We start from the raw sequence: 13,423 nt of genomic DNA, 5'->3' as shown, positions 1-13,423 counted from the left end.
AACATGGCACGCGCTAAATTTGAACGAACCAAACCCCACGTTAACATTGGTACGATTGGTCACGTTGACCACGGTAAAACCACATTGACCGCAGCCATCACCATGACACTGGCCGCCCAAGGGAAAGCTCAGGCTCGCAAATACGATGAAATTGACGCTGCACCTGAGGAAAAAGCCCGTGGGATTACCATCAACACGGCTCATGTGGAGTATGAAACGGAGAAACGTCACTACGCCCACGTGGATTGCCCCGGCCACGCTGACTATGTAAAAAACATGATCACCGGTGCCGCCCAAATGGATGGTGCCATTCTCGTGGTGGCCGCTACCGATGGTGCAATGCCCCAAACCAAAGAGCACATTCTCTTGGCTCGTCAGGTGGGGGTGCCCAGCATCGTTGTCTTTCTGAACAAGGTGGACATGGTGGACGACGAAGAACTGCTGGAGCTGGTGGAACTGGAACTGCGGGAACTCCTCAGTGAATATGAATTCCCCGGTGACGAAGTGCCCATCATCCGTGGTTCGGGTCTGAAAGCCCTTGAAGCCATGACCGTCAATCCAAAAACCCAACGCGGCGAAAATGAGTGGGTAGATAAGATCTACGAACTAATGGACGCCGTGGATAACTACATTCCCACCCCTGAGCGGGATGTGGATAAGCCCTTCCTGATGGCTGTGGAAGACGTGTTCTCCATTACTGGTCGGGGTACCGTGGCTACGGGTCGCATTGAGCGCGGTCGTATTAAACTCAACGAAACCGTTGAACTCGTGGGCCTGCGAGAAACCCGTACAACAACCGTCACCGGTATTGAAATGTTCAAGAAGAGCCTCGAAGAGGGGATTGCCGGTGACAACGCTGGTCTGCTCCTGCGCGGTCTGAAAAAAGAGGATGTAGAACGGGGAATGGTGATTGCCAAGCCCGGCTCCATTACGCCCCACACCCAATTTGAGGGTGAAGTGTACGTGCTCACTGAGAAAGAGGGTGGCCGTAAAACCCCCTTCTTTGCGGGTTACCGTCCGCAGTTTTATGTGCGTACCACCGATGTGACTGGTACGATTACTTCCTTCACCGCTGACGATGGTAGCGCCGCTGAAATGGTGATGCCCGGTGACCGTATCAAAATGACGGTGGAACTGATCCAGCCCATTGCCATTGAGCAGGGGATGCGCTTTGCCATCCGTGAAGGTGGCCGTACGATTGGTGCGGGCGTTGTCTCCAAAATCCTGAAGTAGTTGATCTTGATGGCCGCTAGCCTTTTTGTAGTGTTGGCGGCCTTTTTTTGTCTGAAGTTTGTCGGATTGTCTCTGAACCTTGACAAGTAAGGAAGATTTCTATGGCTGCTTTACAACAGAAAATTCGTATTCGCCTTAAGGCCTTTGATCATCGGTTGCTCGATACTTCCTGCGATCGCATTGTGGATACCGCAAAAAGAACCGGTGCTTCCCCCGTTGGCCCGATTCCCCTACCCACCCGCCGTCGAATTTACTGCGTCCTGCGATCGCCCCACGTGGACAAGGACTCACGAGAGCATTTTGAAACCCGTACCCACCGTCGCATTCTCGATATTTACCAACCCTCACCCAAAACCATTGATGCCCTGATGAAATTGGATTTGCCGGCGGGCGTGGATATTGAGGTGAAATTGTAAGCGTCGCCAAAGTCCACTACACTGAGGGGTATGACGCATACGACCATTTATCCTTCCCCCTCTGAGTCTTCTCTTCAGACCCCTGCCATGGCCTACAGGATTAACTGCCAGCAGGGGCATACGCATCTTTTAGGGGTGACGTTGCGGTTAAGGGCACCGCAAACTGATGTCCTTGATCTGCACTTACCGGTATGGACGCCCGGCTCCTACCTTGTGCGCGAATATGCGAGGCATCTTCAAGACTTTACGGTAACGGCCGCTGACGGTACTCCCCTTGACTGGTGGAAGTGCTCTAAAAATCAGTGGCAGGTGGCCTGCACCCCCGCTCAAGAACTGGAAGTGCGCTATGCCATCTATGCCCATGAACTCTCGGTACGCACAAACCACTTTGATAGCAGCCACGCCTACTTCAATCCGGCAGCGGTGTGCCTCTATGTGCCCGAGTATCGCGACCAGCCCCTAACGGTAACCATTGAGGCGCCCCCCGATTGGCGGGTGACCACTCCCCTCAAACCCTTTGGCGAGGATGGTTTCACATTTTGGGCAGCAAATTACGACCTGCTGGTGGATAGTCCCTTTGAGGTGGGCACCCATGCTGTTTACACCTTTGAGGCGGGGGGGAAACCTCATGAATTGGCGGTGTGGGGCAAGGGCAATTTTGAGCCGCAGCGGGCGATCGCTGACATTCAGCGGATCATTGAAACAGAGACAAGTCTCTTTGGCGGCCTGCCCTACGATCGCTATGTCTTTATTTTGCACCTTACCCACAAAGGCTATGGCGGTCTCGAACATCTCAATAGCTGCTCGTTGATTTTTCATCGCTTTGGCTTTCAGCAAGCGGAGCAGTATCGCCGCTTTCTCTGTTTAGTGGCTCACGAATTTTTCCATCTCTGGAATGTCAAACGCATCCGCCCCCAAGCCTTTGAGATCTTTGATTACGACAGCGAAAACTACACCACGAGCCTCTGGTTTGCGGAGGGGGTGACCAGTTATTTTGACCAACTGATTCCCCTGTGGGCGGGGCTATTTGATGCTGAGGCCTATCTGAAGCTGCTGAGCGACAGTCTCAATCGCTACTTGCACACCCCCGGTCGTTTTGTTCAGTCTCTGAGTGCTGCGAGTTTTGATGCGTGGATTAAGCTCTATCGTCCCGATGAAAATAGCATCAACTCGCAAATGTCCTACTACCTGAAGGGCGAGCTAGTGGCACTGCTGTTGGATTTGCGGATTCGCCTGAACTTTAATCACCGGCGATCGCTCCTCGATGTCCTACGGCGGTTGTGGCAGCAGTATTGCGAAACAGGTCAAGGCTACACCCCCGACGAGTTGTGGGAGACGATTGAAACCGTTGCCGATGAAAACTTGGGAACATGGCGCGAGCAATTCATTGAAGAAACGGTGGAACTCCCCCTTCAGGAGTGGCTGGCTAAAGTGGGTTTGGAACTGGTGCCCCAAGACGCGTTGCCCTATACGGGACTTCAGTTCAAGCAGGAACATGGTTCTCTTCAAATCAAGGCAGTGCTACGGGACTCCCCCGCTGAACAGGCAGGCTTGGTGGCTGGGGATGAAATCATTGCCCTCAATGGTTGGCGCGTCAAGGCAGAGGACTGGTCAGAGCGACTGCGGGAATACTCAGTGGGAGAGACAATCCACCTGACATGGTTTCATGATCACCAATTGCACACTGGGGCGTTGATTTTAGGGCAACCCCAGCCCCGCTATCAGGTGCAGTGTCGTGCCGATGCCACGCCGAATCAGCGGGCACATCTAGAAGCTTGGTTGGGAGCCACAGCGGCGCAGCTTTAGGGGAGGTGGCAGCATGCTTCAGCCCTTGATTCAGGATCGCGATCGCTTGGAACAGGTCTTGCGGCAACTGCCCTTGGCACCCGGCGTTTATTTCTTCAAGGACAAGACGGATCAAATTCTCTACATTGGCAAGTCCAAACGCTTGCGATCGCGGGTGCGCTCCTATTTTCGTGAACCGGCTCAACTGGGGCCACGCCTTGAGTTAATGGTCTATCAGGTGGCAGACATTGAGTTTATTGTCACCGATACGGAAGCCGAAGCTCTTGCCCTCGAAGCCAATTTAGTCAAGCAGCATCAGCCCCACTTTAATGTCCTCCTCAAGGATGACAAGAAATATCCCTACGTCTGTATTACGTGGTCAGAACCCTATCCCCGCATTTTTATTACCCGCAAACGCCAATTTGGCAATGTGGGCGATACGAGCAGTGATGCTCCCAAGGATCGCTACTATGGCCCCTACGTGGATAGCTTTCGTCTGCGCCAAACCCTTGCCCTTGTGAAGCGGCTTTTTCCCCTGCGGCAACGCCCCCGCCCCCTTTTCAAAGATCGTCCTTGCCTAAACTATGACATTGGTCGCTGTCCGGGGGTCTGCCAAGCCTTGATTTCACCCCAAGAGTATCGGCAAACGTTGCAAAAGGTGGCCATGATCTTTCAGGGACGCACGGGGGAACTGGTGGCACAGCTCCAAGCACAAATGGCGCAGGCAGCGGCGGATCTCAATTTTGAATTGGCAGCACGACTGCGGGATCAAATTCGCGGCCTTGAACAGTTAGGCGTGGATCAAAAGGTGTCCTTGCCCGATGACACGGTCTCACGGGATGCCATTGCCCTTGCCTTGGGCGATCGCCATGCCGCCATTCAACTCTTTCAAATTCGCGCTGGTCGCTTGGTGGGACGCTTGGCCTTTGTTGCCGATGCTCAAAGTGCCAGTGCGGGAGGAATTTTGCAACGGGTGCTCGAAGAACACTACGCTCAAGTGGACGATGTCGAAATTCCCAGTGAAATTTTGCTGCAATATCCGCTGCCAGAGGCCGATCTACTGCGTACCTACTTGAGTGCAAAAAAGGGCCGCGCCGTTACCCTCACCGTTCCCCAGCGGCAGGCAAAAGCAGAACTCATTGCCATGGTGCAACGCAATGCAGAATTAGAATTGGCACGCATTCAACAGGCCAGCGATCGCACCCAAATAGCTCTTGAAGATTTAGCCCAACTCCTTGGCCTTGAACCCCTGCCCCACCGCATTGAGGGCTACGACATTTCCCACATTCAAGGGTCTGACGCAGTGGCCTCACGGGTGGTCTTTATTGATGGCCTGCCCGCCAAGCAGCACTATCGCCACTACAACATCCGCCACCCCGAGGTAAAGCTTGGCCACTCCGACGACTTTGCCAGTCTTGCCGAGATTCTCCGCCGCCGCTTTGCCCCCTACCTTGAAGGAAAAGGGAAGACCTTAGAGGCTGATGATTGGCCAGATATCGTCCTCATTGATGGCGGCAAGGGTCAACTCGCTGCCGTGGTTCAGGTGTTGGAGCCACTCTTGGCGGATCTCACGATTCTCAGCTTGGCCAAACAGCGGGAGGAGATTTTCCTGCCCCACCAACGCGAACCTCTCTCGGCTGATCCAGAACAACCGGGGGTGCAATTGCTGCGGCGAGTTCGGGATGAAGCGCATCGTTTTGCCCTTAACTTCCATCGTCAAAAACGCGCCCAACGCCAACGGCGATCGCACCTCGACCAAATTCCCGGCTTAGGCTATCAACGCCAAAAGGAACTCCTTGCCACCTTTCGCTCCATCGACTACATCCGCATGGCCACGCCTGAACAGTTGGCGCAGGTGCATGGGGTCGGCCCCCGCCTAGCGGAAAAAATTTACCGCTACTTTCATGCTGATACCGATTAGCAAAAAGCTATCTGTTTTCCAAAAGAAGAGGGCGATCGCTCACTACTTCAAAAGCGGGTAACGCGATTCGAACGCGCGACATCAACCTTGGCAAGGTTGCGCTCTACCACTGAGCTATACCCGCAGCAGAATTCTAATGTAAAAAATTAGAGGGGCTTTGTCAAGCCCCAACAAGGTTGCTGCAAATTAAATCAATTAGGAGACAACGCGGCGTTTATCCCCTTGGTGGTCAGCTGGCTGATCTAGGCAAACAACCCAACGAGTTCAGCAGCCCTCTGGGCCACAAAAGCTGTGGGCATACAATACTTCCGCATCATAGATGTAGGCAATGCCGGCATAGTCATTAAAAAACTCAGCAGCAACGCGATCCACGATCTTTTCAGCCATTTCCCGCGTCTGGGTGAGAACCTCAAACTTAATGTTGGCTTGGGTATCGGACACGCTGGGTTGCCCAGAGGAGCGCACATTGCGGCTGCCTTTGCCGCCGGTTTCCATCACCGTGTAGCCAGTGGCACCTGCCTCATCAATAATTTGGGCAATTTTTTTCAAGAGAATCTTCTCGGTCACAATCACAAGCTTCTTTGCTGGCTTGGCCACTCTGTTTACCTCCTTGAGTGAAATTCGCACCTCCTGGTTCCCTAGCTGCCGCCCATGATTGCTTGGGCAAGGCCAAGGTAAAGCGGAATTCCTAAGCCAATGGCAATGGGAGTCCCGATCGCGGTGGAAGCACCAATATAGGCGGAAGGGTTGGCGGAGGGAATACCTGCCCGTAATGTTGGCGGCCCAGAAATATCAGAACTAGAGCAGGCAATCACGGCTAGAATCACCACACCCCCAAGGCTAAAGCCAGTGACATAGTGGGCAATCATTCCCAAACCAAAGGCAATCAGGCCATGCACCAGCGGTGCTACGACGGCATAGACCACATACCACTGAGCGACTTTGCGCAACTCACCCAAGCGTGACCAAGCCTCCATCCCCATGACGAGCATCAACACGGAGAGTAAACCGCGAAACAGAGGGTTGTAAAAACTCTCATAGACACTGTCGGGACGGGTAAAGATACCCAAAGCAAGCCCTAGAAGGAGTGCCGAAAGGGCTGCCCCTTGCAGACTCTCTTTGACAATCGGCCAGATTCTGACTCGTTTGCTTTGTTGACTGCGGTATTCACTGGCAGTGGTGGGGTACTCACTCGTGCTACTGGCATAACCTGTGGCGCTCCCTGAACCGGCATAGGCACCAACGGCACTGAGGGAAGCCGGCGCCTTTTTCTCCTGTTTTTTCTTGAGGTAAATGCTGGCAACGACAATCGCTGTCACCAAGGCAGGAATATCCATAAACGGATACAGTGCGGGGGCCCAAGGTTCGTAGCTAATTTTCTGCGCCTCCAGAGCCGTCACCGCTGCTGCCATCGTCGAACCACTTACAGCCCCAAATAGGCCTGCGGTGGCGATCGCGTCAACGGTTTTGACCTTCGGTAGCTTGGCTAAGGTATAACGGCCAATAAAGACAATAAGAATACCCATGACCACAGCAAAAAGTGCTGGCAAGAGCATCTCCTGCAAGTTGGAACTGCGAATCGCAATGCCACCGCTGAGGCCAACCTTCATGAGCAACATAAAAATAATGAACTTATAGATGGCATCGGGAATCTGGAGTTGGCTACCTAGGGCTGCAATCACCATGCCACCAATTAGGAAACCAAGGGTAGGTGACTGTAACTGCTTGACAAAATCCTGCAAAAACTGACCGAGAAAATCCACAGTACTATTCCTCCTTAAATTATCAGGGGCTATCCATGGGGCTGTAGAGGTTGAAGTTGATAGAAGACTATTGGGCGATCGCCAGCATTGCATCCGTTGCTCAACGGCGCAAGCAAAACATAGCCTTTTATCTATTCAAGCTTTTTCATTTGCTTGACTTAGTCTATAGCAAATTCTTGAGCAAAACACATAATTTAATAAACATTACTTTCAAATAGCTTAGATAAGCTCAACTTATAAAATGACCTTAGGGCGATCGCAACCCCCTCAATGGCTCCTTGGCGCATACATAATAATGAGCATTCCCAGTAGGGCAACCCCAGCACCCAGCAGATCAAATTTATCGGGGCGCACTTTATCAATTCCCCATCTCCACAACAGAGCCACGAGCAGGAAAATGCCACTATAGGCAGCCTGAACACGACCGAAATGTGCGGGTTGAAGCGTCGGTACCATGCCATAGAGAAAGAGTACAACTGCTCCTGCTAAGGCATACCAAATGCTCTTGTGCTGGCGCAGCCAGAGCCATACCAGATAAGCTCCCCCCAGCTCCAGTAAGGATTTCACCATTTTCATAAAATCCTCCAAGAAATGGCATTCCTTTGTGGATGGGGGAGTTTACCATGGTTCAATTGATCAATCCTCCATCCTTGACAAAAGGCTTGCTATAAACTGGAAACTACATTGGGCTGACGTCAAGATATGTCAATTCAGTTTACGATTCGTCGCCAAACACCTGAGAGGAGCGCATACTGGCAAACCTTTGAGTTAGACATTGATCCTTCCCTGACGATCCTTGATGCCCTCATTCAGATCAAGGGATACCACGACGGTAGCCTCAGCTTTCGCAAAAATTGCCGAAACACGATTTGCGGCAGTTGCGCCATGACCATTAATGGGCGTTCTGCTCTTGCCTGTCAGCAAAGCATTCGTGCTGAGTTGGCCAATAGTTCTGTGCCCAACCAAATTGCGATCGCCCCCTTGGGGAATTTGGCTGTCCTCAAAGACCTTGTCGTGGACATGAGTGATTTTTGGCAAAAGCTCTCAGCCATTAACCCTTACGTCAGCACCGCGGCACGACAAGTGCCTGAGCGGGAGTTTCTGCAATCCCCCAGCGATCGCGCCAAGCTCAATGCCTCGGGTAACTGTATTCTCTGCGGGGCTTGTTACGGTGCCTGCAATGCGGTGGAAGTGAATCCCAACTTTGTCGGTCCCCATGCCCTTGCCAAAGCAGCTCGCCTTGTGGCTGATACTCGCGATAGCGAAACTGACCAACGCCTAGACCAATACAACAGTGCCACCAGCGGTGTGTGGGGCTGTACCCGCTGTTTTAATTGCAATACGGTGTGTCCCGTGGGCGTGCAACCCCTCGATCGCATTAGTGAGATCAAGCAGGCAATCTTAGCACGCTCAACAACAGCAACTCGCAATCAAGACCGTGCTTTGCGCCATCGGCAAGTGCTCTTGGCACTGGTGAAAGAAGGGGGCTGGGTGGATGAGCGGCAATTTGGCCTACGGGTGGTGGGCAATCGCTTTCGAGATCTCGGTGGAGTTGTGAGCCTTGCCCCTTTAGGCTGGCGGTTATTGCGGCGCGGCAAGTTTCCGCTGCGATTTGAAAAGTCTGCCGGTCAAGCGCAAATTAAGGCAGTGATCACCGCCCTACAGCAGAAACAGCCCGCTTCTAAAATATGAGATACAGAAAGGGGATGAAATGCTAAGCGCCTTATGCCAATCTAAAGAAGTTGTTTTGCATTCCTAACGCCATGAGTGAACCGACGCCCGATGATTTGACTCCTCAATTCGGTTGGTCGCGCTATGCGGAGCTGATCAATGGCCGCTTTGCCATGATTGGCTTTGTCGCGCTGCTGGTGCTGGAGTGGGTGACTGGCCAAGATTTCTTTACGTGGCTGGGCTTGCGATAGGTTGTGACGGCAACACTGCGCTTAGAGGGAGTCACGCGGCGATTTGCCCTAGGGGTGGGAATTGGCCCACTCTCTCTAACCGTGCCCGCAGGGGCGCTTTGGGTGATTGTCGGCCCTTCTGGTTGTGGTAAATCCACGCTGTTACGCCTCATTGCTGGCTTGGAGCAGCCCACCAGTGGAGAGATTTACATTGGCGATACCTGTGTCAATGGTCTGAGTGGGCGCGATCGCGATGTGGCCATGGTCTTTCAGAACTATGCCCTCTACCCCCACATGACCGTTGCTGAAAACCTTGGCTTTGGCTTAAAAATGCGTGGGGTTGATCCGGCCACACGGCAGCAACGGGTACTTCAAGTGGCTAAGCTTCTGGGGATTGAGTCCCTGCTGCAGCGCAAACCGCGTCAACTCTCCGGTGGTCAACAGCAGCGGGTGGCCTTGGGAAGAGCCTTGGCACGATCGCCCCAAGTGTTTCTCCTCGATGAACCCCTCTCTAACCTTGATGCCCAATTGCGGGAGCAAACCCGTGCTGAACTGAAACAATTGCATCAACAACTAGGCATTACCACCCTCTATGTCACCCACGATCAAGTGGAGGCCATGACCCTTGGCGATCGAATTGTGGTGCTGGATCGTGGCCAGATTCAGCAAATTGGCACCCCCGCTGATCTTTATGCCGCACCGGCCAATACAATGGTGGCGCGATTTTTGGGGACACCACCAATGAACTTACTGCCCGCGCGTTGGGATGGCACCCAGCTTTGGCTAGAGCAACAGTCCCTGCCGTGTGCCAATAGCCAGCGTTGGCCGCTGCAACCTGATCAGGCGGTTACTGTGGGAATTCGCCCAGAGCATTTACAGCTTGGAGAAACGGGATTGGGGGCGATCGCCACCTTGGTCGAACCCCTTGGCCGTGAAGCCATTGTCCGCTGCCGCCTGAGGAATAGCCCTCAAGAACTCCTGTGGCTTGCTCCGCGTCACCAAATTCCTCAAATGGGTGACCCTCTCCAGTTGCAGGCTAGCCATCTTTATCTTTTTGACTCCACGACCGGGGCAGCTCTCAATTTTGAGCCTTCCTGAAAATTCATCGGAACCCTTACCTAAGATTGGAGGCTTCGCTTAGAATACAACTAGGATTCTGTAAAATTTCGTAACTTATGCGGCCAGCCCGTCCATGACTTCGGTAACCTCTCTTTTCTCCCCTGTCGAAGCGGATCTCTGCGTACTGACAGAGAACCTCAAGGCACTGATTGGAGCACAACACGCCGTACTCTCTGCTGCCGCCGAACATCTTTTTGCTGCCAGTGGCAAGCGCATCCGACCCGCCATTGTCTTTTTAGTGTCGCGAGCCACGCTGCCCGATCAGGGGATTACTCCCCGGCACTGCCGCTTGGCAGAAATTACGGAAATGATTCATACCGCCAGTCTCTTTCACGATGATGTGGTGGATCAAGCCCAACTGCGGCGCGGTGTGCCCACCGTCAACAGTGTCTTTGGCAATCGGGTGGCCATTCAAGCGGGAGACTTTCTCTTTGCCCAAGCCTCTTGGTACTTAGCGGATTTGGATAACCTACAAGTGGTGAAACTCCTCTCCCAAGTGATCAAAGACTTTGCTGAAGGGGAAATTCGCCAAGGCTTTAACCGCTTTGACACCAGCATCACCCTAGATGATTATCTACTGAAAACCTACTACAAGACGGCTTCCCTCATTGCCAACAGTGCCAAGGCCGCAGCAGTTCTTAGTGAAGCACCCCCAGAAACCATCGAAGCCATGTACACCTACGGCAAAAATTTGGGCTTGGCCTTTCAAATCGTCGATGACATCCTCGACTTCACCCGCTCCACCGCAGAACTAGGGAAACCCGCTGGCTCAGATCTGCGGGATGGCAACCTAACGGCACCCGTCCTTTTTGCCCTACCCAAAGCCCCCTATCTGCACACCCTCATCGAGCGCGAGTTCAGTGAAGAAGGCGATTTAGAAACCGCCCTCAACCTAGTGCGCCAAAGTAGTGCCATTGAGGAGGCACGCCAACTGGCAAAACAGTATGCTGAAGCTGCCCTGCCTGCCCTTGAAGTGTTGCCCCCTTCGGAGCCGCGTCAAGCCCTGAGTCAGTTGACGGATTATGTCCTTGAGCGCCTGTACTAACGATAAACCCAATGCCCAGCGCATAAATCCGCTGAATGGGACGAAAAAATAGAAACAAGAATTGTCTAGGACAGTCAAATAGGTATAAGTGCGGGATTGGCAGTCAATCTCCTACACTGGACATAGGGGTTGCGTCCACCCGACTAGCCCACAGTTCGTTTTTATTTGGGGAGTGAATTTGTGGCACGAGGCGTCAAACAGCGTAAACCAGTGAGTTCAACTGTGGGTGGTCGGGGAAGGCAAAAGGTATCTCAAAAAAGCAGGGCTCAGCGATCGCGCCCTTCACCGTGGCGCACCCTTGGCTGGATTGTCGCTTTTGGGGGAGTGTCCTTGGTCTCGGCTTTTGCCGGCATGACCTTTGTCTTGATATCCCCCTTTCAGAGCGCCACCTCTCGTGGCCAAGGGGATGCCTCTTGGCTAGAAATGATGGCACGGGGGTTCCAGTATGGCATGAGTCGACCCGTGAACCTCTTGGTACTCGGAGTCGATAGAGTTTTGGATGCCCCTGAAGGATCCCCTCAACGGTTTCGCGGCCGCACCGACACGATGCTATTGGCCCGATTTAATCCGGAAAACGGCACGATTACGGTTCTGAGTATTCCCCGCGATACCCGCGTTAACATTCCCGGCTACGGCATCGACAAAATTAATGCCGCCAATGTCTATGGGGACGTGGATCTAACGGTGCGAGTGGTCAGTCAAACCCTCAACTATACTCCCGTGGATCGCTACATTCGCATTGATACAGGGGCATTTCGTGAACTCGTCGATCTGGTGGGCGGTGTCGAGGTTAATGTCCCCAAGCGGATGGTCTATACCGATCACACCCAGAAACTCTACATTGATCTTCAGCCAGGGCTGCAAACGCTGAATGGGGAGCAAGCGGAGGGCTTTGTTCGTTTTCGTTACGATGAACTGGGGGATATTGGCCGTGCCCAACGCCAGCAAATGCTGATCAAGGCGTTGCAAAAGAAACTGGCCAATCCTGTCATGCTGACTCAGTTGCCGAAAATCTACAGCGTCCTCCAAAAATATGTGGATACGGATTTAACCTTTGCCGAACTGATGGCGATCGCCCAATTTAGTCTGCGCATCGAGCCAGACAACCTGCGTTTGATCCTGCTGCCGGGACGCTTTAGTGGCGATGGCTATGAAGCGAGCTACTGGCTTCCTGATTATGAACGGATTGATCGAGTGGTTGCCGAGCACTTTAGCGATCGCCCCTCGAAGCTGGTTGACCATACGTGGCGTGAAACAGGCACGCTGCGCATTGCTCTGCAAAATGCCTCCGGTAGCAGTGACGCTGCCCAAGACATGGCGGATTTCCTCACCCACCACGGCTATACCAATGTGATCATCAGTGAAGAGTGGTATCAGCAAACCCCCGAAACAGAGATTGTGGCCCAGCAAGGGGATATTGGAGCTGCGCAAATGATTCGTTCTGTCCTTGGCATGGGGCGAGTATCTGCCAACTCCACTGGCGTTCTTTCCTCCGACATCACCATTCGCATTGGCCGTGACTGGGCGGCCGTGTTGCACTAGGTCAGCGTTGCGGGCAGTTTCTTGGTCGCCACTTCGGGTTCGAGGATGCGGTCAATAATGCCGTATTCCTTGGCCATTTGAGGCGTCATATAGAGCAGCCGATCCATATCGCGAGTAATGCGTTCGGGGGGTTGACCGGTATTTTGCGCCAAAATTTCCACCATCATCGCCTTATTGGCCAGTACTTCCTTGGCACGAATTTGGATATCGGTGGCCTGCCCTTGGGCATAGCTCTTAGTTTGGTGCAGGACAATCGTGGCGTGGGGTAAGCTGGCGCGACACCCCTTGGTACCGGCAGAGAGCAACATGGCTGCCATCCCCATCGCTTGACCAATGCAGATCGTATGCACAGGGGGCTTAATGTAGCGCATGGTGTCGCAGATGGCAAAGGCTTCCGTTTCAAAGCCAATAGGTTCGCCATCGTAGCGGGAGGTTCCCGTTGAGTTAATGTAAATGCGGATGGGTTTTTCAGGATCGTCGTATTGCAGATAGAGCAGTTCCGCAATGATCAGCTCCGTGACCGCTGGCACCAGAGGCATACCTAAATAGACAATCCGCTCCTTCAACAGCAGTGAAGGGAGATCAGGAGGTGGTGTGCGATAGTAGGCATCACCATAGTAGGCCGCTTGGGCAGCAGTAATGGGCAACCGCATAGGACGCTCAGCAAATGACAGACTATCTGTACTCTAGCAAGGAAT

Annotated in this window: 13 protein-coding genes and 1 tRNA gene; 9 read left to right on the top strand and 5 right to left on the bottom strand. The window is 53.1% G+C overall.

Features of this window, described 5'->3' with window-relative positions; translation table 11 throughout:
* Positions 1–3 precede the first annotated feature (3 nt).
* The 4 genes from tuf to uvrC all read left to right on the top strand — a co-directional run bounded on the left by tuf (position 4) and on the right by uvrC (position 5,355).
* A complete protein-coding gene (gene tuf, locus NBE99_RS04780) occupies positions 4–1,233 on the top strand; it encodes an elongation factor Tu (protein ID WP_250683343.1) in 1,230 nt (409 codons plus the stop codon).
* A gap of 101 nt (positions 1,234–1,334) precedes the next feature.
* Positions 1,335–1,649 (top strand): 30S ribosomal protein S10, encoded by a 315-nt coding sequence (gene rpsJ, locus NBE99_RS04775; protein ID WP_149819531.1) that lies wholly within the window; start codon positions 1,335–1,337, stop codon positions 1,647–1,649.
* Positions 1,650–1,679: 30 nt separating this feature from the next.
* Positions 1,680–3,455, top strand: coding sequence for a M61 family metallopeptidase (locus NBE99_RS04770; protein ID WP_250683342.1), 1,776 nt, complete (start codon positions 1,680–1,682; stop codon positions 3,453–3,455).
* 13 nt (positions 3,456–3,468) lie between these two features.
* Positions 3,469–5,355, top strand: a complete 1,887-nt coding sequence (gene uvrC, locus NBE99_RS04765) for an excinuclease ABC subunit UvrC (RefSeq protein WP_250683341.1) — start codon at positions 3,469–3,471, stop codon at positions 5,353–5,355.
* A gap of 52 nt (positions 5,356–5,407) precedes the next feature.
* Here the strand turns inward: uvrC and NBE99_RS04760 are convergent.
* The 4 genes from NBE99_RS04760 to NBE99_RS04745 all read right to left on the bottom strand — a co-directional run bounded on the left by NBE99_RS04760 (position 5,408) and on the right by NBE99_RS04745 (position 7,694).
* Positions 5,408–5,479, bottom strand: a tRNA-Gly gene (locus NBE99_RS04760).
* Between the two features lie 140 nt (positions 5,480–5,619).
* Entirely contained in the window at positions 5,620–5,952 is a 333-nt protein-coding gene (locus NBE99_RS04755) for a P-II family nitrogen regulator (RefSeq protein WP_250683340.1), read from the bottom strand.
* A gap of 41 nt (positions 5,953–5,993) precedes the next feature.
* Positions 5,994–7,118, bottom strand: a complete 1,125-nt coding sequence (locus tag NBE99_RS04750; RefSeq protein WP_250683339.1) for a sodium-dependent bicarbonate transport family permease — start codon at positions 7,116–7,118, stop codon at positions 5,994–5,996.
* 267 nt (positions 7,119–7,385) lie between these two features.
* The gene (locus tag NBE99_RS04745; RefSeq protein ID WP_315897292.1) at positions 7,386–7,694 is read right to left on the bottom strand and encodes a YnfA family protein; all 309 of its coding nucleotides are present in this window, start codon (positions 7,692–7,694) and stop codon (positions 7,386–7,388) included.
* A 126-nt stretch (positions 7,695–7,820) separates the two neighbouring features.
* Between NBE99_RS04745 and NBE99_RS04740 the strand changes: the two genes are divergently transcribed.
* The 5 genes from NBE99_RS04740 (at position 7,821) to NBE99_RS04720 (ending at position 12,725) form a co-directional block, all read left to right on the top strand.
* The gene (locus NBE99_RS04740; RefSeq protein WP_250683337.1) at positions 7,821–8,810 is read left to right on the top strand and encodes a succinate dehydrogenase/fumarate reductase iron-sulfur subunit; all 990 of its coding nucleotides are present in this window, start codon (positions 7,821–7,823) and stop codon (positions 8,808–8,810) included.
* A gap of 71 nt (positions 8,811–8,881) precedes the next feature.
* Positions 8,882–9,040, top strand: a complete 159-nt coding sequence (locus tag NBE99_RS04735) for a chlorophyll a/b-binding protein (RefSeq protein WP_250683336.1) — start codon at positions 8,882–8,884, stop codon at positions 9,038–9,040.
* 3 nt (positions 9,041–9,043) lie between these two features.
* Positions 9,044–10,117 (top strand): ABC transporter ATP-binding protein, encoded by a 1,074-nt coding sequence (locus NBE99_RS04730; protein ID WP_305879890.1) that lies wholly within the window; start codon positions 9,044–9,046, stop codon positions 10,115–10,117.
* Between the two features lie 94 nt (positions 10,118–10,211).
* Entirely contained in the window at positions 10,212–11,183 is a 972-nt protein-coding gene (sds, locus tag NBE99_RS04725; RefSeq protein ID WP_250683335.1) for a solanesyl diphosphate synthase, read from the top strand.
* 180 nt (positions 11,184–11,363) lie between these two features.
* On the top strand, positions 11,364–12,725 hold the full coding sequence (locus NBE99_RS04720) for an LCP family protein (protein ID WP_250683334.1): 1,362 nt from the start codon (positions 11,364–11,366) through the stop codon (positions 12,723–12,725).
* Here NBE99_RS04720 and NBE99_RS04715 read toward each other — a convergent pair.
* Entirely contained in the window at positions 12,722–13,378 is a 657-nt protein-coding gene (locus NBE99_RS04715) for an ATP-dependent Clp protease proteolytic subunit (RefSeq protein ID WP_250683333.1), read from the bottom strand. The genes NBE99_RS04720 and NBE99_RS04715 overlap by 4 nt on opposite strands.
* Positions 13,379–13,423 lie beyond the last annotated feature (45 nt).

Origin of the sequence: Thermosynechococcus sp. HN-54 (genome assembly GCF_023650955.1) — a bacterium.
In the GTDB taxonomy this organism is placed as follows: Bacteria; Cyanobacteriota; Cyanobacteriia; order Thermosynechococcales; family Thermosynechococcaceae; genus Thermosynechococcus.
The sequence above is the reverse complement of the archived record's forward strand: the minus strand, read 5'-3'. Positions and strand labels throughout refer to the sequence as shown.